Origin of the sequence: Okeania hirsuta (assembly GCF_003838195.1) — a bacterium.
Taxonomy (GTDB): Bacteria; Cyanobacteriota; Cyanobacteriia; order Cyanobacteriales; family Microcoleaceae; genus Okeania; species Okeania hirsuta.
Genome location: NZ_RCBY01000046.1, coordinates 1 through 21,072, shown reverse-complemented (window position 1 = coordinate 21,072; position 21,072 = coordinate 1). Strand labels below are relative to the sequence as shown.

At 35.6% G+C, this 21,072-nt stretch carries 16 protein-coding genes and 1 pseudogene; 3 read left to right on the top strand and 14 right to left on the bottom strand.

What is annotated here, in order from left to right; genetic code table 11:
• Positions 1–21: 21 nt before the first annotated feature.
• The 3 genes from D5R40_RS10480 to D5R40_RS10470 all read right to left on the bottom strand — a co-directional run bounded on the left by D5R40_RS10480 (position 22) and on the right by D5R40_RS10470 (position 3,966).
• Positions 22–2,187 carry a response regulator gene (locus D5R40_RS10480; protein WP_124154615.1) on the bottom strand — a complete coding sequence of 722 codons (2,166 nt, stop codon included), beginning with the start codon at positions 2,185–2,187 and terminating at the stop codon, positions 22–24.
• A gap of 789 nt (positions 2,188–2,976) precedes the next feature.
• A complete protein-coding gene (locus tag D5R40_RS10475; RefSeq protein WP_124143321.1) occupies positions 2,977–3,213 on the bottom strand; it encodes a NifU family protein in 237 nt (78 codons plus the stop codon).
• 105 nt (positions 3,214–3,318) lie between these two features.
• On the bottom strand, positions 3,319–3,966 hold the full coding sequence (locus D5R40_RS10470) for a DUF3386 domain-containing protein (RefSeq protein ID WP_124154614.1): 648 nt from the start codon (positions 3,964–3,966) through the stop codon (positions 3,319–3,321).
• Between the two features lie 482 nt (positions 3,967–4,448).
• Here D5R40_RS10470 and D5R40_RS10465 point away from each other — a divergent pair, with 482 nt between their 5' ends.
• The gene (locus tag D5R40_RS10465; RefSeq protein ID WP_124154613.1) at positions 4,449–6,212 is read left to right on the top strand and encodes a serine/threonine-protein kinase; all 1,764 of its coding nucleotides are present in this window, start codon (positions 4,449–4,451) and stop codon (positions 6,210–6,212) included.
• A gap of 217 nt (positions 6,213–6,429) precedes the next feature.
• Complete coding sequence (locus D5R40_RS40920) at positions 6,430–6,552, top strand: hypothetical protein (protein WP_282433620.1); 123 nt, start codon at positions 6,430–6,432, stop codon at positions 6,550–6,552.
• A gap of 537 nt (positions 6,553–7,089) precedes the next feature.
• Here D5R40_RS40920 and D5R40_RS10460 read toward each other — a convergent pair.
• Together D5R40_RS10460 and D5R40_RS10455 are read right to left on the bottom strand one after the other, a co-directional pair.
• Positions 7,090–7,926 carry a sugar phosphate isomerase/epimerase family protein gene (locus D5R40_RS10460; protein ID WP_124143326.1) on the bottom strand — a complete coding sequence of 279 codons (837 nt, stop codon included), beginning with the start codon at positions 7,924–7,926 and terminating at the stop codon, positions 7,090–7,092.
• 195 nt (positions 7,927–8,121) lie between these two features.
• Complete coding sequence (locus tag D5R40_RS10455) at positions 8,122–9,132, bottom strand: sulfotransferase domain-containing protein (RefSeq protein ID WP_240038777.1); 1,011 nt, start codon at positions 9,130–9,132, stop codon at positions 8,122–8,124.
• A gap of 105 nt (positions 9,133–9,237) precedes the next feature.
• Between D5R40_RS10455 and D5R40_RS39425 the strand changes: the two are divergent.
• Positions 9,238–9,468, top strand: a pseudogene (locus tag D5R40_RS39425) (zinc ribbon domain-containing protein); the annotation flags it as partial.
• Positions 9,469–9,507: 39 nt separating this feature from the next.
• Here the strand turns inward: D5R40_RS39425 and D5R40_RS10445 are convergent.
• From D5R40_RS10445 to D5R40_RS10405, 9 genes are all read right to left on the bottom strand, one after another.
• Positions 9,508–10,701 carry an MFS transporter gene (locus tag D5R40_RS10445; protein WP_124143323.1) on the bottom strand — a complete coding sequence of 398 codons (1,194 nt, stop codon included), beginning with the start codon at positions 10,699–10,701 and terminating at the stop codon, positions 9,508–9,510.
• A 313-nt stretch (positions 10,702–11,014) separates the two neighbouring features.
• Positions 11,015–12,007 carry a quinone oxidoreductase family protein gene (locus tag D5R40_RS10440; protein WP_124143324.1) on the bottom strand — a complete coding sequence of 331 codons (993 nt, stop codon included), beginning with the start codon at positions 12,005–12,007 and terminating at the stop codon, positions 11,015–11,017.
• 606 nt (positions 12,008–12,613) lie between these two features.
• Complete coding sequence (locus D5R40_RS10435; protein WP_205127229.1) at positions 12,614–13,825, bottom strand: MFS transporter; 1,212 nt, start codon at positions 13,823–13,825, stop codon at positions 12,614–12,616.
• A 477-nt stretch (positions 13,826–14,302) separates the two neighbouring features.
• Positions 14,303–14,560, bottom strand: coding sequence for a hypothetical protein (locus D5R40_RS34990; RefSeq protein ID WP_124154612.1), 258 nt, complete (start codon positions 14,558–14,560; stop codon positions 14,303–14,305).
• Between the two features lie 166 nt (positions 14,561–14,726).
• Complete coding sequence (locus tag D5R40_RS10425) at positions 14,727–15,494, bottom strand: SDR family NAD(P)-dependent oxidoreductase (RefSeq protein ID WP_124143325.1); 768 nt, start codon at positions 15,492–15,494, stop codon at positions 14,727–14,729.
• Positions 15,495–15,970: 476 nt separating this feature from the next.
• Positions 15,971–16,807: a sugar phosphate isomerase/epimerase family protein gene (locus tag D5R40_RS10420; RefSeq protein WP_124143326.1), complete on the bottom strand. Its 837-nt coding sequence runs from the start codon at positions 16,805–16,807 to the stop codon at positions 15,971–15,973.
• Positions 16,808–16,955: 148 nt separating this feature from the next.
• Complete coding sequence (locus D5R40_RS10415; RefSeq protein ID WP_124143327.1) at positions 16,956–18,155, bottom strand: MFS transporter; 1,200 nt, start codon at positions 18,153–18,155, stop codon at positions 16,956–16,958.
• A 307-nt stretch (positions 18,156–18,462) separates the two neighbouring features.
• Positions 18,463–19,734: a 3-dehydroquinate synthase family protein gene (locus D5R40_RS10410; RefSeq protein WP_124143328.1), complete on the bottom strand. Its 1,272-nt coding sequence runs from the start codon at positions 19,732–19,734 to the stop codon at positions 18,463–18,465.
• Positions 19,735–19,825: 91 nt separating this feature from the next.
• Positions 19,826–20,065, bottom strand: coding sequence for a helix-turn-helix domain-containing protein (locus tag D5R40_RS10405; RefSeq protein WP_124143329.1), 240 nt, complete (start codon positions 20,063–20,065; stop codon positions 19,826–19,828).
• Positions 20,066–21,072 lie beyond the last annotated feature (1,007 nt).

Genomic DNA, 21,072 nt, shown 5'->3' with positions numbered 1-21,072 from the left:
TACAGTTAATTAGTTGCATAATCAAACACTGATACTACGTTTAATCCGATTAATAACACGAGTAATTAAATCAGAATATTTAAATGGTTTACAGATATAATCATCTGCACCAGCAGTAAAAACTTGATGACAAATAATAGGGTTGTAATGAGCTGTCAAAAATATCACAGGCAGCCAATTCCAATGTGGATCGTTACGAATAACTTGGCACAAATCAATTCCATTAAAATATGGCATTTCTATGTCTAAAATTAATAAATCTGGCACTTTATTTTCCAAGATTTTCCAGAAATATCGCTCATCACTCAGGGTTACAACTTTAATTCCCCATTGCGTTAGTATCTGTTCGATGGTCTCCAAAATTTGCAGGTCGTCATCTACAATCATCACAGTTGCTAAAGTCTGATTTTTTCGCCAGATATCTAATACTATATCTATAACTTGAGCTGCTGGTAATGGTTTTTTTAGATATGCTGATGCTCCTAGTTTAGCAATTTTTACGCGATCGTTCAATTCACCTTTAGTATTAAGTACAACTACAGGTAAGGATGGTATCTGACTTGAAATTTTGGCTAATATTTTCTCTGAATTAGCAGCAACTTCAAGGTCAAGTAAAACTACATTAGGAGAGAATGATAAATCTGGCAAACTATAGTTTAAATCCTGATTAATATAAGCATCTATATCTGTGGTTATTAAAACATCTGAAGCCAGCTTAAATTGTATTTTTTTTGTGACAGCATCCTCAACTAATTGTTTTGCGAATAAACTATCTTTGTCTAGTATTAATAATAATTTACATTCTGGAACTATAGGAATAGAATATTGACGATCGAGATATTTTATCTGTTGATTATCACTTTTTTCTTTGTCGATATTACTATGCTGTTCTATCTTGTTGCATAGACTTTTCACTAATTTAGATAGATTAAATATTTCGTCAGAATTAAGAGTTTTTTCTGCTGCCAATAAAGTTTCTATTTCTCTAGCTAAATCTGAGCTATCTACTAAACCAAATGTACCTAGAGAACCTGCTAATTTATGAGCTTCTTGTTGTGCTTTTTTTTGTAAATCAATCTCTAATATTTCATTTTTTCCAGCTACTACTACTTGTTCTAATACACCAATCCGCTCATTAATGCTTCCTTGAAATCTATCCCATATTTTACTGATGGAATCTTGTAGTTTTTGTTGAGATTCCTGATATTTTTGAGACTTTTCTTTATCTTTTTCTTTTGAATTTAATACCTTGCCGCATAAACAGTGTTTACAATTGGTTGGAGTTTGAGTCCCCATCCACTTTTTACTCTCTTGGTCAGCGTTCCCTCTCTTGGTCAGCGTTCCCTCTCTTGGTCGGCGTTCCCATGGCGAGGAGACCTCGCTGGGTTTCGACCGCTTGCGACTGTCGTCGTCGCGGGGTCTGACAGCTTGCGTCTGTCGCCGACACGGGGTCGTACCCCTTCTTCCTTCTTCCTTCTTCCTTCCTTCTTCTTCCTTCCTTCTTCTTCCTTCTTCAACTTGTTTTAACCGATAACCTAAACCATAAACAGTTTCGATTAAATCACTAGGCGCGCCCACTGCTTTTAATTTATGTCTTAAACCTTTAATATGCGCTCTAACTGTATCTTCTGTAGGTGTGTCTTCAAAACTCCAAACTTTATCTAAAATTGCACTACAACTAAAAACTCTTTGGTTATTGTGCATAAAAAGATTTAGAATTTCATATTCTTTAGGAGTAAGATTTAACTGTTTGTTATTGTAAGTAACTTCACAATTTTGAGGATTTAAACATAAATTACCCCATTTTTTGATGAGAGAAGCAGACTCGTTTCCCCGCCGCAATAATGCTCTAATTCTTGCTAAAAGCTCTTCTAAATTAAATGGTTTAACTACATAATCATCAGCTCCAGCATTTAAACCTTTTACTTTATCTTGATTGTTATTACGAGCAGTTAAAAGTAAAATAGGAATGTTTTTATTAAAATAACGTAATTTCTGACATAAAGTAATACCATCTAATTTAGGCAGCATTACATCTAATAAAATTAAATCATAATCGCAGGCTTGAGCTTGCTCCCAACCTGCTTGACCATCTGTAGTTATATCAACTGCAAAAAGTTGTTCAGTTAAGGCATCAGCTAAAGTTTCGGCGATAAATTGATCGTCTTCTACAACTAGAATTTTCATTGATAAAGGTCGTTAAACAATTAATAATTAACCATTATCTCTCCTTGAAAAGAAGAGTATTGACGTGGTAGGAAAAATTTTTTCTTCTCTTGCTCGATGGTCGGCCAGCGAGGAGACCTCGCCATCCCATCCTAAGGTCATGCTCCGCAAACGACCGCTTTTTTCTCCTTTATAAGGAGAGGCTTTAAACCTTAATTATTCGGTAATGGGTAATAAGTAATTGGCAATGGCTCAAACAATGCTTGCAGGTTTGTAGATGAGAAAAATTGACCTAATAATTAATACTTAATTCTAGGAAAAACAGCTTTGTAGAACTTTATTTAGCTACTGATATTGACTATTTATGTGTGATTATCTGAGTTACAATCTAACTATCAAGATTTATTTGTATAGCAGAAGGAAGAAGGAAGAAAGAAAAATCAGACAACGCCAGATTTTGAAGCTTTTTATCTGTCAAATCAAGATACTTAAGATACAGTTGTTTAGGAGTAATTAAGTAGATTTTTAGATAATCAACTGTATGTTTTTTTAAGTAGATTTAGAGTTATTGTTAACAGATTATTTTCTTAGTAGATAGGCAAAATTATTTGTATATTTACTACTCAGATATTTTTCGGTTTAAAGTTTTCCGTTCTCTGTTTTGCTACCCTTGAGTATCCCCCATTATACACCTGGAAAAGCTGATAGCTGATAACGTAGTTCCTCCGACAGGAGGCTAGCTGAGTGCTGACTGCTACTTCAAGAAATTTCCCACCCACACCAAAAATAATGTGAGTGGGGAAAATATATCTACATCACAGAAACAACTTCAACAATTTCAGGAATTTCTTCCCTAAGTTTGCGCTCAATACCCATTTTGAGAGTCATGGTAGAACTAGGACAAGAACCACAAGCTCCCATTAGTCTAAGATTTACTATCGGACCTTCAATTTCTACTAATTCCACGTTACCACCATCTGCAACGAGATAGGGACGTAATTCATCTAATACATTTTCCACATTTTCCGGGGTTAGTGCTTTAGCCATTTTTTTCTCCTTGTTTTGTTGAATTTATAATATTTAGAACTATGGTTGTCCTAAATTAATCTTAGCTGAATTAACATCAAAATAGACCAAAAGCTCAGATTGTTTCTACACAACTGCTGGTTCTAGCAATTTGATATTAGAGTAGTTAAATTCGGTTGTTGTTACTTGACCTTTTTCTGTAGAATTGACTACCTGACGAGTCATTATGTAGTAACTGCCAATTTTTTCATAACTGTCCTCAAACTCTAGTTCTCTGATGATTTCATTGGTTTGAGGGTTGCGGAAAATGGCGTTATAGTGAGTAGCAATAAAACCTTCTCCTGTATCCAAGCTTTTGTGAGTATTAATTACGAAAGCCATTCGGCCCATTACCCGACTAACTAGACAAATTTCCCGATCTCTAACCTTGTAATTTGACCCCATCGCATCACCTTCGACAAGAATTTCAACTGCACCAGTTTCATCCTGATCGCCTAGACTGAAGTTATTTTTACCATGGGATGCTTCAAAGGATGAACGTTTGCGGTGAGTAACTACGTCCCGCAATTGAGTATAAACGCTTTGTTGTACTTCCTCGTCTGAGATACCTGTGACTTCTACACTGAAGTCTGCTTTTATCGAAATTTGGCCATTGTACAGTTCTGACCCTTGTTTTAGTTCAATATCGGCACTATAACCGGGAAAATTAGAGTCCCAAGTGTAGCGATGTTCGTAGGCAGCTTTAAATAAATCACGAGCATTTTGTTCTGTCATAGAAACCTCTTTTTCTCAAAATTGTTTTGCATTATTTTACCATAAAAGAGTCCTTTTGAAATTTATTAGCACTGTGTTCAACTCATCTCAATAATTAGGTAATCAAAAACAGTCTCTCAGGTATATCGATACTTACGATTGTATAAAAAGTATAAAAAAATACCATTTTTAGGAAAAAATTTATTGTAAATACTTTAGCTATAAACAGCAATTAATATAGCTCGATTATGCCACTTATTTTTAGCATAATTAAGTACAAGTATAATAAAAGTTTGCCAGCTAACTAAGTAACTAAATAACTTCTGATGTACCTAATTTTTATTTCATCAAAAAAAAATTATAATTCTTAAATATTATTGCCAAAATGAGGAATAGCGGTAATTTGTAATTGCTACTCAATAAAAAATATGGTATAATTATTAAATAGAGTTATTGCATTAGCACCCCATTTACAGGTAGAAAAAAACGGCGGTACTATTAACATGAACCAAGACCTTTCTAGCCACGGCTATCAAATTATTAGAGAAATAGAACGTCACCAAAACGAAGGAGAAGTGACATATCAGGGACTAGCTCTCAAACAAGACCAAGAGGTGGTCATTAAAGAATTTCGTTTTGCAGATAGTGATGCAAATTGGGCAGGGTTTGAAGCTTACGAACGAGAAGTAGAAATTCTCAAACAACTACAACATCCTCGTATTCCCAATTATGTAGACTCTTTAGAAACCACCGAAGGATTTTGCTTAATTACAAAATATCAAAAAGGCAATTCTTTAGCAGAAAGAAGAAGTTTTACTCCCGAACAAATCAAGCAAATTGCGATTTCAACTTTAGAAATTTTAGTTTATTTACAAAAGCAAACTCCACCAATTATTCACGGTAATATCAAACCAGAAAATATATTAGTTGATACCCACTCCCATGGTGAAAGATTCCCTATTGCACATTTAATTAATTTTGGTTCTGCACGCATAGGAAGAGAAGATATTTTAAGTGATGCTATAAGTGGTACTCCAGGGTTTATGTCACCAGAACAAGAATTAAATGGTACTGTTACTATAAATTCTGACTTATATAGTTTAGGCGCAACCTTGATCTGTTTGCTAACAGGTACTCCTAGTACAGAGGTCAAAAACTTAATAGACCGCAACTATAGTTTTAATGTCAAAAAATTAATGCCACAACTGAGTACATTATTCACAATGTGGCTAGAAAAAATGCTGTCTCCCAATAGCAAAGACCGTTTTGAAAATGCAGCAGCAGCTTTAGCCGCACTCAAACCAATTCCCATGTTTGGTGATGCTGCTAATTTTAAGAATGTGACGATGGCAATGAAACCTGTAAAAACATCTGCTATATTTGGAATGGCTAGTATTACAGCTGTTGCTATATTAGCTACTAGTTTAACAGTGTTTCGACAGCAACAACAACAAACTAATTTCTCGAAAACACAAAGACCTCAACAGGAAATTGTCACCAAAAAAATCTCAGGTAAGAGTGCAGTTGAGCAATTACAAACAACTGGAGAATGCCAAGGTTGTAACCTTCGTGGTGCTGACTTGGCAGCTATCAAAATTGAAGATGCTTATTTGCGAGAAGCAGATTTATTCAAAGCTAATTTGAGAGGTATCGAACTCAGGGAAGCTAGATTGCAAAATGCCAACCTCAAAGGTGCACAAATGCAAGGAGCAAACCTAGTTAAAGCTAAACTACAGCAAGCTAATTTGTCTAACGCTCGTTTAGAGGGAGCAAATTTGATGAGTTCTAATTTGCAAAATACCAAATTGGAAAAAGCTTTCCTTCGTGGAGCAACTTTAATGAGGGCAGTATTAGAAAATGCTAATTTACGACGAGCTAATTTATCTGGTGCAAATTTGATGAATTCTAATTTGCAAGCTGCTAATTTGCAAGGTGCTAGTCTTAAAGATGCTAAACTCACTAAAGCGAATTTCAAAGGAGCGAATTTAAGAGGAGCGAATTTAGGTGGGGCAATGATGAGTCGTGCTAATCTCCGAGGTGTAGATCTCAAGGGGGCAGTCTTAAAAGATGCTGATCTCAGGAGAGCAGACTTAGTAGGAGCAAATTTGACTGGTGCTAAGTTAATGGGTGTTGACCTCAAGGGAGCTAAACTCAAGGGAGCTAACCTGAAAAATGCCAATTTACAAGGAGCAAATATCGAAAATGCTAATCTGCAAGGGGCAAATTTGCAAGGGGCAATTATGCCTGATGGTAGTTTGAATGAGTAGTTGAATAATTCAGAACTTACGCATAACCACCACATATAGCAAAATTTGTAGGGTGCGTTAGACGGCTAAAATCTAGATTGCGGGTGGTATTTAACAATCCGTCGTAACGCACCATTTTAGATACGGCTAAAATCTAGTGGCGCGTCAAGCTTAAAATGGTGTATTAGCTTCATAGGCAAGAAGTTATCATCACAGACCATCAGGCGATCGCTAAAAATTGACAGTCAGAAACAGGTGTATTGTAACTTCTGCTGCTTGTTCGGCAAATGTTTTAGTTAGAGCTTCCCCAATTCCATTACTGCCACCAGTGATTAAAATATGTTTGTCTTTTAAGTCTTAATAGATGGGATTCATTTTGTTTTATCCTAATTTTAATTCGTAGTATTTAAAGGAAGCAATAAGCGTAGGTTGGGTTGAGGTAGGAAACCCAACAACAATAACTAAAATGGTGCCCTGCGACAGATTTTTAAATAGCTGTCACCACGAGTGATTTTTGCTGTCTAACGCATCCTACTGGAATGACTTACTCAGGCAATTAATTAGTTATAATAAATCTTTTGTTTGTAGTTGGACTTTAGTCCCTCAAATATTTAATAGACATCTCCAGAAAATAAACTTGCTCTTTATTGAGTATAAGCAAGAGAAGTAAAAGTTACTCACAAAATCATTTCCCGCAGTTTTTTCCTAAAAATATCTTCCCTGTTCCCTACTTTTGCAAAAAGTTTATATCTTTTTTGGAGATATCTAAATATAGCAGTACGTTTTTTTAGTTAGTACAATAAGTTTAGACTATTTGCGCAGCATTACTGTATAAAAAGAAAATAGAGGGAATATCCTAACATTAATTTAGGGCTAGAGCAAAACTACTAACCATAAATCAACTATTAGCAACTAATACTTTTGTTTGATTCACAATCCATTTTTTACTGACTGACAAATGAAATGTTAATTCATCCAAATCTATCTCTTCTTTTGAACCTGGTGTTTGTCGAGGTTTAGCACATTCCAGAATTATCGGACCGGAGAATTTGATCTCATCAAGTGCGTCGAAATGTTCGGCAAAATTAGTATGGCCAAAACCAATGCCTTTTCTGTTAGAATCAGCGATTTGATAAACACTCAGTTTATCCCCACATCTTTGAATAGCTTCAACTAAATTTGCTTCTTCTAAATTGCCATGATAGGTATCTAGAATAACAGTCATATTTGGCTCCTTAATTTCTGCCAGTAAAGATAAAACATCATTGCTATTCATAATGAAACGACATAAATAACGATTCAGGGGTTCAAAACCTAATTTTATTTTGGCTTTTTCTGCATAAACTGCTAATTCTTGACAAGAAGCAATTAAATTATCTCTTGAACCTGCATAAGTAGTTCCCATCTGACTCTGAATATATTCATGGCAAGTAATGATGGGATTTCCTAATTCCGCTCCATAATCAATTAACTTTTTATAGTAATCTAGAGCTACTGTTCTTGTTTGGCGATCGCTACTTCCCAAATCCACATTACTAGGAGTCATGGAAAATATTTCTAACCCATTATCTGCCAAAATATTTTTCACATTTTGAGGTTGAGTTTGATTAATATCTACATATAATTCCACTCCATCAAAACCCATCTCTGAAATAATATTGGCAGTTTTTTCTAATTTATTATGACCAAATATCCAGGTAGTAACGCCGATTTTTCTCTGTATACTTATACTCATTTTATTGGTAAATATATTACAAAAAAAATCAAATCAAGCATCGCTGCTTTTGGGTATAAATAGATATATGAAATCTATTAAATTCATTGGAGCAGCGGTTAAAGGGAATAGTAAATAGTGACTCATAAATTGATTATTCTGCCCTATGACCTATTCCCTTATGCAATAATTGCGAGGAGCAAAAATTCCAGAAAATTAACAAAGTAAATCCTCTAAAGAAAAGAAATCTATCACATGGGGACAGGTTTCTTTTTTGATCTGTACATAATTCCGCCACAAATTCAGCTCACTATCACTCAAATAATTTTTCCAATCTCCTATAATTCCTTTGCGTATATGTGCCTTAGATGGAGTATTTTTATCACCAACTTCTTGAGAAACCAAAACATCAGATAAATTTCCATCTTTCTCAATGTGTCCCTGATTAGATTTTTCTTTCATCTTTGTAAAATTAGTAGCTCTAGATATTTCTTCAGCATCATAGGATTCAACCCCAATAAACTTAGCAAGTTCATGTATAGCGGAAATAGCATTATCTTTTTTCATGTCTTCATACCTTAAAAATAATGCCTCAATTTCTCCTTCTTTAGAAGCTTTCAGAAATTCTTCGTGATAGTCAAACCAATCACCGCACTCAAATTTTCCTTCTAGCGCTACTTTGGAAAAGAAATGATACCAAGATCCGTTATAGTCAAAAACTTCTTTTCCTCTCACATGATGCCATGCAGAAACAAATGTATCTAGAGGATGTCTTAAACATTGAATTATTCTTGCTGGTTGTTTGATTAAACCTACACTAGCATGGGATTTAAAAAATCGTGGGGATGTCGCCCCCTCAAACTTTGAAAATATTGAATGCCAGTTTTCTGTACTTGCTGCCATATCTAACCAAGGACAAAAAATTTCTGTACAAAAGCCTAGTGAAATACCTTTTTCACAAACTTTTTTTACTAAATGTTCAAGTATTGATATAGTCCAAGTTGTACCAGACTTTGGATAAGTTGCTACATAAATATCACCATCTCTAGGCAAAAAATGATTAAATACGTTTTCCATCCCATTCTTGGTAATAATAGTGCAGGTGTAAAAATTTTCTATTGCATTTACATCAAATGAACGAGGTATACAGTTCATTTTTGGCTCAGAAGTTTGAGATAAATTTGCCGAAATCTGTGGTTCAGAAGTTTGAGATAAATTTACAGACATAGTATATCGGGATAAGTGAACTTAGCAACTTATACCATGTCTCGTTAAATACTTACACTTTTGAACTGCTTTCAACTTTTTAGGGAGGGAGCATTGACTTAATCAACGAATTGTGGTCATGTACAGGATATGCCTTTAAACATCAGAACTTATGACTGTCCAGAATGCGGCCTATCAATAGACCGAGACTTGAATGCCTCAATTAATTTAAGAAAGCGAGTGTGTAATTCTGAGGAAACCTTGGAATGTAAGACACACTCAAGAAATGCGGTCGGCTTGACCGTGGGTGCCTGTGTACGGAGTGCTGCCGACAGTTCCGGTGGAAGCAGGAAGTAAACATTAAAATGTCACTAATTATGACGTTTTATATCGGTTTTATGAAGCAGTATTTATCAGCAAGTAACTAATCAGAAAAAGAATAACCAAACAAAAAATTGCGCTGCTATAAAAGACCCCCGACATTCCCCAAATAGTAAACATAGTTCCTGCTAAAATTGGACCTGAAGCTTGCCCCAAAGATAAAGCTGTTACATTAACTGCCATAAAACCTGCTCGATATTCTTCAGGAGATAATTGTCCTAATAAAGACTGAGTTGAGGAAAATATCATAGCATGAGCAAAACCAGATAAAATGGAAGGTATAAATAGCAGCCAAATATTATTAACTGTTGGAATAATTATAAAAGCAATACAATAAATAACAAATGCAACTTTGATTAGAGTAACTTCAGATAAGGACTTGGCAAATAGCCCTAATTGAGATGAAACAAATGCAAAGGCAAGAGCTCTGCTTGCTAAAATAATTCCGATTACAATATGAGTTGCTCCTAACTGGCGATCTGCAAATAAAGGAATATAGGTTAAACAAGAACCAAATGAGAGAATAAAAATAGAAACAATTACTATTAACAAACCCCCTACTTGATAATTATTAATACTTTGCCAAATGTTTCTCAAATATTTTTTTAAGTTAAATGATTTTTGCTTAGGTCTTGCCGGAATTTTTAAATAAAATAAAACCCAAAAACTTAAGGGAATAGCCATCAAAGATAATAAGAAAGGATAGCGCCATCCCCAGGTAGTTAACCCACCACTAACTAAAGGATAAATAGTTAAAGCAAGACCGATATTCATGGCATTAAAAGCCATCGCTACTGTCAGTAATTTGCCGCGATAAAAGTCACTAATTAATGTTAAAACTAATGATTCTAGTGGTGCTGCACCAATTCCTTGTACAAAACGAAACTCTATTAAGGTCTGAAAATTGGGAGCTAATGAACAAATGGTTCCACCAATTGCAAATAAGAGTAAAGCAGGTATCAAAATTTGCTTTTTGCCATAACGGTCAGCTAATATTCCAAAGATTGGACTACCAATAGTAATAGGAATAACAAATGCTGAGATTACCCAACCAATATGTTCGGGAGAAACATTCAAATCTTCAGCTACTGAAGGTAGAATAGGACTTATAGCACCACTGCCTAAAAGTGCGATTAAAGTGATTCCAATAATAATCTGAAAATTAGAATCTTGGTAAATTTTGATAGAATTTTTTGTGCTTTGAGACACTTTTCCTTGATTAATCAATAAACTGTCTCATCTTACAACAGTTTTCGAGTCTCGGAGGTATAAAAATTTAACGACGGAGGAGTCAGGAGTCAACCCACCCCTCGCCCCTCCCCCTCCCAGGAGGGGAACTCAGGAGTCAGGAGAAAAAAAGAGGGAAGAAGAAGGAAAAAAAAGGAGAAAGTTTTTTCATCACTAGACATCTCCAATAATCAAAAATCAAATCAATTATCATACAGAAATTATCAATTCTTTCCCCCTACTGCCTACTGCCTCTTTTCTGGAGATGTCTACTAATTATCCGGACATGATATTACTACATATTAGTAGTTAAAACTAGCTGAGAAACATTAGTTCTATTGTGTACTTGTTCGTAGGCAATTATTCCTCCCCTAAGTGGGTAAGTAACGATCGCTTCTGGTGGTAAAATAGCATTTGTTTCAAACAAGGGATTGAGTTCTGCCAAAATTTCCCCACATTGAGTTACGTCAAAAGCTCGACTATCTACCCCAAACAAGCGCAACTCCCGGTGATAAAAATCCCGGAGGTCAAAACAAATTTTCGCTTCTTTTGGTGGAGCGCTAATAGCGACCAAACGACCTCTAGGACTGAGGGTCAACATACTATTTTCCAACATAGAACCCCCCACTGTATCCAATACAACATCCACACCTTTACCTCCAGTAGCAGCTAAAACAGCAGAATTAAGATTTTCCGTTGCCAAATTAATAACGATATCAACACCAGATGTTTCAACTATTGAATAATCTGATTCCCGTCGCACTGTACCTAAAACTTTAGCTCCCTTCCATTTTGCTATTTGAATTGCAGCTTTGCCAACCCCACCTGTTCCTCCCACTACCAAAACAGTTTCTCCTGGTTGTAAATTTGCTGCTTCAATCAAAGATAACCAAGCGGTAATATATCTAACTCCGATAGTTGCTGCTTGTATCATGGATATATTTTGAGGTTTGGGTTGTATTGCTGCTACAGGTAATACCAAATGAGAAGCGTGGGAACCATCGCGGATAAATCCAATATCGCCTCCTGTTCCCCAAACTTCAGTACCAATTAGATTTGGCTCACCTGCGACGACAACTCCAGCAAAATCTCTACCGGGTGTGCGTGGAAGAGTAGTATTTTCCATAACTCCCAAAATATTTTTCACGTCACTGGGATTAATAGATGCTGCATGAACTTCAACCAACACTTCACCTGGTTGCAAAACAGGAGTGGGAAGTTCTTCAAGTTTGAGTTGAGTCGTCGGAGAGCCAAAATTATAAAAGCGAATGGCACGTATAGCACGCATAGTTAAAATTCCTATTTATTTTGTTGTGTAAAAGTGTAGGTTTTAAGAATTTAGAATTTAGAATTTAGAATTTAGAATTATATCATGTCCGGTAGCATCGGTATTGTATAGTGAAGTAAGGAAGAAGGAAGAGGGAAGAGGGAAGAAGGCTTAAAAGCTTGAAAAAACGTAAATTTCCTGTAGATATTCACCCTTGATTTTACACAAACGATACCAGCGGACATGATATTACTTCTCCTTTAAAACGGATAGGATTTCAAGAATTTAGAATTTAGAATTTAGAATTTAGAATTACCTCTCCTTTTTTCGGTAAAGTTGGTTGCAATAATTATAAAAAAGTCTGAGTTTGTAGTTGCGCTTTAGCGCTGCTAGAGATATTTGGAGTGCTTTAGCACAACTACGAAAGCTACTGGAGCGACACATCTAAAATGGTGCAATAGGCGTAGGTTAGGTTGAGGAAGTGCGATCTTCGGAGCTTATCCGCAGGATAAACCCAACAGCAATTTTTCTCCCCTACTCCCCCACTCCCCTACTCCCCTACTCCCTAATGCACCATTTAAGATCAAACAATCCACTACTGGAGCTATAGGGGGTTGCACAAAAATTTCATCTTGTCGATCTAAGACTCAAAAGTTGTTGCTTTGGTTTTTTCCAGAAAATTGTAAAGTATAAAATACTCAAAGCTGAAACGAGAACAAATAAAGCAACGCCACAAACTCCGTTCCATTGCCAATTACTCCAAGCATAGTTACCACAGTAAGAACCCATAGCTCCTCCTACAAAATAGGAAACCATATAAACTGTATTCAGACGACTATGTATTTTGGCAGGCAAACTATAAATTTGTGCTTGGTTAGAGATTTGAGTTGTTTGTACTCCCAAATCTAACAACATCACTCCCAAAATTAAACCCCATAATTCATATCTTGCTAAAGAAAATACTAAAAATGATGAACTAGAAATCACAACACCTAACATAGAAATCAATCTAGGATTTTTTCGATCTGCCATTCGACCAGCAATTATCGCTGTTATAGCTCCAACAATACCAACCAAACCAAACATTCCTGCTACTTTACTACTGTAGTTTAGGGGTGGCGCTTTCAGGAAAAATGCCATTGTACTCCAGAAAATACTATTAGCAGCAAAAGACATTGCCCCAATTAAAGCTACTTGTCGCAATAATAATTGTTCTCGAATTATTTGCCCCAAAGAAAGAATTAATTTAGGGTATGAGAGAGTGACAGAAGGTTTTGCTTTTGGCAGTACAAATATTGATACTACTGCTATTAATATCATCAACCCACTAGCAAAGAAATATATTGCTCGCCAACCAAAATTTGCTCCGACGAATCCGCTAGTCATTCTAGCTAAAACAATCCCAATGAATAAACCACTCATCACAGTTCCGACAGCTTTGCCACGTTTTCCCGGTTCTACTAAAAAAGCAGCAAACGGTACAACAAGTTGGGGCACTATTGTAGTCATACCAATAAGTAAACTTGCAACAATTAACCAACTAATATTAGGAGAGATAGCTGCTGTTAGTAAAACTAGAGCAGTTGCTATCAGCATTGTCACAATTAAGCGTCGTCGTTCTATGATATCGCCCAAGGGCACAAATAGCAGTAATCCCAAGGCATAACCTATTTGTGTCATCATGGGAATTAACCCAACTTGCTGAGTGGGAGCATGGAAGCTTTCGGCAATTATTGCTAATAGGGGTTGATTGTAATATAAGTTGGCAACTGCAGCTCCACCGACCATTGCCATAATTAATAAAGTTTTGTTAATACCCATAGTTGATTTTTGAGACATAGTCTTTGTTTGTAGTTGCGCTTTAGCGTTACGCGCAAGGCAACAGGCAACAGGCAACAGGCAACAGGGGAATAAAAAAGGGTTTCAGCTTCTATTCATATCCTAACCTTAATGGGTAGCGCTATAGATATATTTACCGAATAATTAATAATTAATAATTAAATAAGGCTTTGTTGCATGAAAGTATATAGCTGTCGCACTTGCTCCGCATATGTACTTGATAACGCGCGGAAACTGCTGTAACTATTGGACAATAGATCAATAGAACATCAATGCTTAACAAAAAAACGCTGAAACTTTTACAGGTAAAAGCTTTGAGGTTTGATAGACAGACAAATAACTATTGGACAATAGATCAATAGAACATCAATAATTGCGAAACAGAGCAATATAGGTGCGGAATGGATGTTAAGAACGCGACTTTCATGCAACAAAGCCAAAACTGAAGAATAACTGAACCTGGTCAGATTCTTACTTTTAACTTTTGACTTTTGACTTTTGACTTGTGTATAGCGATCGCTTTCTGTGCAGAGCAATAACTATTGGACAATAGATCAATAGAACATCAATAATTGCGAAACAGAGCAATATAGGTGCGGAATGGATGTTAAGAACGCGACTTTCATGCAACAAAGCCAAAACTGAAGAATAACTGAACCTGGTCAGATTCTTACTTTTAACTTTTGACTTTTGACTTTTGACTTGTGTATAGCGATCGCTTTCTGTGCAGAGCAATAACTATTGGACAATAGATCAATAGAACATTAATAATTGCGAAACAGAGCAATATAGGTGCGGAATGGATGTTAAGAACGCGACTTTCATGCAACAAAGCCAAAACTGAAGAATAACTGAACCTGGTCAGATTCTTACTTTTGACTTTTGACTTTTGACTTGTGTATTAAGTCTGTGCATACCCTGCATCTACAACTATGGTCTGACGAGTTATTGCTCTGGATGTATCGGAAGCGAGAAATAAATATGTTCCGACTAATTCTTGGGGTGTTAATTCTATGGGAATTGATTGTAACTCATGTACAGTTTTATGTTTTGCTTCTGGTGTCACCCACTGTTGGAGTTGCCTTTCTGTCATTATCCAACCTGGTGCTACAGAATTTACCCGAATATGGTGTTTGCCTACTGCTTCTGCTAAAGTCCGAACCATACCTACTATTGCTGCTTTTGTAGCATTGTAAGCAACCATATCTGGTTTGGCAATCCAAACTAGGTGAGAACTTGTCATAATAATACTACCGCCACCAGCATTAATCATTTCTGGTAATAATTCTCGACAGGTAATAAAATAATGTACAACATTTAATTGAAATAAATCATTCCATTGTTGTGCTGACATTTCTAGCAAATTACATCGGGGGTCGTAACCAGCATTGTTAATTAAAACATTTACTACTGGTTTGTCTTTTTTAACTTTAGCTAAAGTTTCTGTTAAAGCTTCACTATCAGTTAAATCTATTCCATAGACGTTGACTTTACAATGATATTGTTGGCATTCTTCAGCTACTTTTAAACCTCTTTCATAATCTTTATCTAAAATTGTAACTTCTGCTGCTTGTTCGGCAAATGTTTTAGTTAAAGCTTCGCCAATTCCATTACTACCACCAGTGATTAAAATATGTTTTTCTTTTAAGTCTTGATAGATGGGATTCATTTTGTTTTATCCTAATTTTAATTCGTAGTATTTAAAGGAAACAATAAGCGTAGGTTGGGTAGACGTAGGAAACCCAACAAAAATTGTTTGTAGTTGGGCTTTAGCCCCTCAAATACTTTAAGCATTCAGCTATTAGCAGTCATATTTCAGCAAAAAAAAGAGGATTTTAATGAATATAGACTGTTTCAGGCAGCTTTTATAGTAAGTATAAATTCTGACTCAATTAGTAAAGCTTTTATCTAAAATTAAAAGCAATAGTTGACGGCTGAATGCTTACCAAATACTTAACATAGCAGTATGTTTTTTGGTCAGGACAAGTAGTTGGGCTTTGGCTCCTCAAATACTTAATATAGCAGTACGTTTTTTTAGTTAGTACAATAAGTTTAGACTATTTGCGCAGCATTACTGTATAAAAAGAAAATAGAGGGAATATCCTAACATTAATTTAGGGCTAGAGCAAAACTACTAACCATAAATCAACTATTAGCAACTAATACTTTTGTTTGATTCACAATCCATTTTTTACTGACTGACAAATGAAATGTTAATTCATCCAAATCTATCTCTTCTTTTGAACCTGGTGTTTGTCGAGGTTTAGCACATTCCAGAATTATCGGACCGGAGAATTTGATCTCATCAAGTGCGTCGAAATGTTCGGCAAAATTAGTATGGCCAAAACCAATGCCTTTTCTGTTAGAATCAGCGATTTGATAAACACTCAGTTTATCCCCACATCTTTGAATAGCTTCAACTAAATTTGCTTCTTCTAAATTGCCATGATAGGTATCTAGAATAACAGTCATATTTGGCTCCTTAATTTCTGCCAGTAAAGATAAAACATCATTGCTATTCATAATGAAACGACATAAATAACGATTCAGGGGTTCAAAACCTAATTTTATTTTGGCTTTTTCTGCATAAACTGCTAATTCTTGACAAGAAGCAATTAAATTATCTCTTGAACCTGCATAAGTAGTTCCCATCTGACTCTGAATATATTCATGGCAAGTAATGATGGGATTTCCTAATTCCGCTCCATAATCAATTAACTTTTTATAGTAATCTAGAGCTACTGTTCTTGTTTGGCGATCGCTACTTCCCAAATCCACATTACTAGGAGTCATGGAAAATATTTCTAACCCATTATCTGCCAAAATATTTTTCACATTTTGAGGTTGAGTTTGATTAATATCTACATATAATTCCACTCCATCAAAACCCATCTCTGAAATAATATTGGCAGTTTTTTCTAATTTATTATGACCAAATATCCAGGTAGTAACGCCGATTTTTCTCTGTATACTTATACTCATTTTTTTGTATTGCTAAATATATGAAAAAATACTCAAAGTATTTGCTTAACTTCTACTACATTTTTGAACATTGAAGCACAAGAACAACGAGCTTAAATTGTCCACTAAAGGTAATAAAGCTGATAGCTGAATGCCGACCGCTGAATGCTTATTCAATAGTCACAAAAAGTTTACTAATTAACCCCAAACTCAAAACAGAAAAACCAGCCGCAGCATAAAAAACTCCAGCCATTCCCCAAATTCCAAAAGCAACTCCAGCTAACAACGGACCTAATGCTTGTCCTGTAGATAAAACCGTAGCATTAACAGCCATAAAACCAGCGCGATAATCTGGAGGAGCGAGTTTTCCTAACAATGCCTGAGTAGCAGGATAACACATTCCATGAGCAGCTCCAAACAAAATACTAGGGATTAATAATAACCACATACTTTGTAGGAATGGAGTAACTATTACTGCCAAAGTATAAAGTACAAATGAAATTTTAATTAGGGTAAACTCTGATATAGATTGGGAAAATAATGCTACCTGAGAAGACACAAATGCTAAAGATAGCGCCATAGTTGCTAAAATAATTCCAATTGCCACATTAGAACCTGCAAAAATATCTGCAGCTAAAATCGGAATATAAGTAAAATAAGCACCAAATAGTAATATAAATAAAGCAACTACTGCAAACAACAATCCTAATACCTGCCTATTATTAACACTATGCCAAATATTTCTTAAATATACTCTCAAACGGAATTTTGGTGTTTTTTTAAAGGAGGGTAATTCTAGGAAAAAAATAACAGCAAGTACAACTGGAACTGCGAGCAATGGCAGTAAAAAAGGATAGCGCCATCCCCATGTTGCTAACCATCCAGTTATTAGAGGATACACTGTCAAACTTATACCAATCATACTAGCGTTGAATGCCATTGCTGATGTTAAACTTTTGCCTGCATACAAATCGCTGATTAATGTAAGTGCGAGGAATTCTAAACTAGCAGCTCCTACACCCTGGAGAAACCGCAATTCTAGCAATGTGCGAAAATTGGGAGCAAAACTGCAAGCAACTCCGGCGATGGCAAATAATAATAATGAGGGAATGAGTATTTGTTTTCTCCCAAAGCGATCTGCTAATACTCCTAAGATGGGAGTTCCAATGGCGATGGGTACAACAAATGCTGTAATCACTAATCCTATTTTTTCTGGAGGAATTTGCAGTGCTGATGCCATTGTTGGCAATACTGGTCCAATACTACCTGCTGAACCTAAGACTGCTATCAATGTTATCCCAATGATGATTTGCAGGTTTCTGTCTAAGTAAATTTTTGTACTGTGACTCAGAAATTTACTGTTTTCCATTGCTCGACCTTTTTTACAGTTGTCAGTGCATTAATGTAGTGGACTGACACAGCTAAAATGTTGCAATAAGTGTAGGTTAGGTTGAGGTGCTCACACCAATTATGCCACGGATATAGGGATTAATAGCTATAACGTAGCAAGATCCCGTCAGAGTAACCCAACAACAATTTTGCTCCCCATCTCTCCATATCCCCTAGGGACGTTCCATGGAACGTCCCTACCATAATGCACTATTTTAGCTGAAACAGTCCATTTGAATTTCGTTAGTATCAAAGTTTTGAGTCTACAAAGTCTTAATGCATGAATTTTAAATTTTGACTTTTGACTTCTGTTGAGGAGAAGTAGAGTTAGATTCCTCCATAATTGCAGTCTCAACTGCAACTTTCCTGGTAGAGTTAGATTGCTCCATAATTGCAGTTGAGACTGCAACTTTTCCAGTTGCTTTTTTAATATAATTATCCAGAACTTTTTCTACAGTTTTATTATCAACTGTCATCAAATAATCTCCTTCTGGATTATAACATTGACCGATTTTTTCTAACATAACAAACCGAAGGTCGTCTCCTGTTTTCTTATTATCTGCAATCATCGCCTTCATCAATAAATCAGTAGTTACATGCTCAGGCCAAGGATGATTAAATCCAAGTTTGTCATCAATAAAGTGGTGGTGCAAATCTACATCTGCTTGTGACATAAAGCCCAGTTCTTGCCCTAGTTCCGCTACTATTTTCATACCATAAGAAACTGCTTCTCCATGAGACAGTTTTCCTTTTAGCAGCCATTCCAAACCATGACCAAAGGTATGACCATACTCTAGAATAATTCCATAATGTTTTTCCGTCGGGTCTTTTTTAAGTATTTCTAGCTTGGAAAGAATAATTTTATAAGCTAGGTCAGTTAACACCTGCTGGGAAAAATTAAGCTCAGGATTAAGAGTTTTGTCTAAATAATCCAAGAAGGTAGGTTCAGCAATAAAACCATTTTTAATCCCTTCAATAATGCCACATCGCTTGGAGAAAGCAGGCTCTGTTTTGAGGTATTTTGTATCTGCCCAAATAAACAGAGGACTATGATAAATACCAAAGTGATTTTTACCACTTAAACCATTAACCGCTTGTTTATTACTGAGGGTACTATCAGTTATACCAGTCATGGTTGTAGATACTTCGACAAAGTGAATTCCACGATAAATTAATCCAGCAACCAAACCGACGACATTTCCTACTGTTCCTCCACCAAAGGCAATTAATAGAGATTTTTTAGATACACCTTCATTAACTAATGTTTCACATATTTGCTCTAAGACTGAGAAATACTTACTTTTCTCACCAGCGGGAACCATTTCTAGAAGACATCTGTATTCCGAATTCAGTTCGTGGAACAGTTCCTCTCCGTAAAGTCCAAACATATTTTGCTCACAAAAGAAAAAGATTTTGTCTATCTCGTGTTTTGACAATTCTTTGAGAAAATGTTCTTTAATATCGTATCCGAAATAAAATGGACTGGGTTTTTCCAGCTCGGTGCTGAGTTCAACCATTTTTCCTGGAGTCCATTCTTGTGTAATGTTATAGTCAACCATGATTTTTCCTTTGTTGATAAAGTATTAATTGCTTATATTTAGATAGTGAACTAATTAAGATAAAATGTCAGTAGATTCAATCTACAATTTCCTACAATATCCGATCACGTTGTAGTCTGACCTTAATTTCACCAGCTAATTGTCTAGCTTGAAGATTGGGATTACCATGTTTACTACACCATTGGCGAACAGTTTGGGGTTGCACTCCCATCAACTCAGCAAAATCATCTCTGTTAAAACCTTCTAACTTCTCCTGTAGTTCAAAGAGTAGTTGAACTGGGTTATAATCAGATACTTGTATTCTTGCTAAATTGAATATTGTTTTAGGCATTATCTCAATTTCCTTTTGTTTGCAACATTGGTAAATCAACTCAAATGACCTTCTCCAAACCTTAACGGCGAGCGCTACAAAGTTAGCTTTCTCAAACTTAGGGATAAATTATTAATAAAAAAAGTTATTAAGCGGGATTTGCTAATAGCAAGTTTTTCCAAGCTACTTCGACTTAAATAAATCATTATTTTGTTGAAATTTTCTACTTAGGGTTTGCTGATTAAATCTAAAAGCATTGACGTATAAAGGTTGAGCGCATTTTTTTAGTTAAAAAAAGTGCAAGCTTAATGGTCGTAATGGTTCAAAAAATTAGCATTTTAGGCGCATAGTTGCGCAGAATAATCCCTTGATTATTCTTCCTCCTACCTCCTCTATAATTTCCATTTTTCCTGTCTCCTACCCTTACCCATAAGACTTTTTCAACAAACCCTACTTAAACTTAGTTTAGAACCGGAGCTACTAATTGAGATATATTCTCAATATTTTTTTAAGTTATCAATTTTATTGATAACTTTGGGGTTTATTAAGAATAGTCTGCGATCGCAAGTCAAACTTTTAGCAGCAGTTTTATATCATGTCTGTTTAATTAGTTACAATAAACAAAAAAGTTGGGAAACGATCGGATAAGTATTGTCTCTAAATACTCTCAATTATCATGGAATGTTCTTTGTGTGGAGTATGGGGAGTGTGGGGGGCAAAAATCTTGTCTACAGTTATCAAAAAAATGTATTTTTCAATACACTTTTCTCCGATAAAAGCAGCTCCAAGACTTACATACACTATATTTCGGGCAAATACTGAAATGACCCTTACCAGAAAATCATCTTACCAATTACCAATGCTGAAATGCGGCGTTGTCAGAAAAGAAGATGATTCAGAGAATGATCAGCGTGTAAAGTTCAAGGAGGAATGTAATTGAATGTCCAGAATACCACAGTCACCACATCCATAAAAATGGTCACGTGAAAAGGTAAGCAAAATTATATCTGTGTCAAGTGTGGCCGTCA

Bases quoted from the DNA above. Each gene is read 5' to 3' on its own strand.
- D5R40_RS10480 (WP_124154615.1), bottom strand. From the start codon at position 2,187: ATGAAAATTCTAGTTGTAGAAGACGATCAATTTATCGCCGAAACTTTA.
- D5R40_RS10475 (WP_124143321.1), bottom strand. From the start codon at position 3,213: ATGGCTAAAGCACTAACCCCGGAAAATGTGGAAAATGTATTAGATGAA.
- D5R40_RS10470 (WP_124154614.1), bottom strand. From the start codon at position 3,966: ATGACAGAACAAAATGCTCGTGATTTATTTAAAGCTGCCTACGAACAT.
- D5R40_RS10465 (WP_124154613.1), top strand. From the start codon at position 4,449: ATGAACCAAGACCTTTCTAGCCACGGCTATCAAATTATTAGAGAAATA.
- D5R40_RS10460 (WP_124143326.1), bottom strand. From the start codon at position 7,926: ATGAGTATAAGTATACAGAGAAAAATCGGCGTTACTACCTGGATATTT.
- D5R40_RS10455 (WP_240038777.1), bottom strand. From the start codon at position 9,132: ATGTCTGTAAATTTATCTCAAACTTCTGAACCACAGATTTCGGCAAAT.
- D5R40_RS10440 (WP_124143324.1), bottom strand. From the start codon at position 12,007: ATGCGTGCTATACGTGCCATTCGCTTTTATAATTTTGGCTCTCCGACG.
- D5R40_RS10435 (WP_205127229.1), bottom strand. From the start codon at position 13,825: ATGTCTCAAAAATCAACTATGGGTATTAACAAAACTTTATTAATTATG.
- D5R40_RS10425 (WP_124143325.1), bottom strand. From the start codon at position 15,494: ATGAATCCCATCTATCAAGACTTAAAAGAAAAACATATTTTAATCACT.
- D5R40_RS10420 (WP_124143326.1), bottom strand. From the start codon at position 16,807: ATGAGTATAAGTATACAGAGAAAAATCGGCGTTACTACCTGGATATTT.
- D5R40_RS10415 (WP_124143327.1), bottom strand. From the start codon at position 18,155: ATGGAAAACAGTAAATTTCTGAGTCACAGTACAAAAATTTACTTAGAC.
- D5R40_RS10410 (WP_124143328.1), bottom strand. From the start codon at position 19,734: ATGGTTGACTATAACATTACACAAGAATGGACTCCAGGAAAAATGGTT.
- D5R40_RS10405 (WP_124143329.1), bottom strand. From the start codon at position 20,065: ATGCCTAAAACAATATTCAATTTAGCAAGAATACAAGTATCTGATTAT.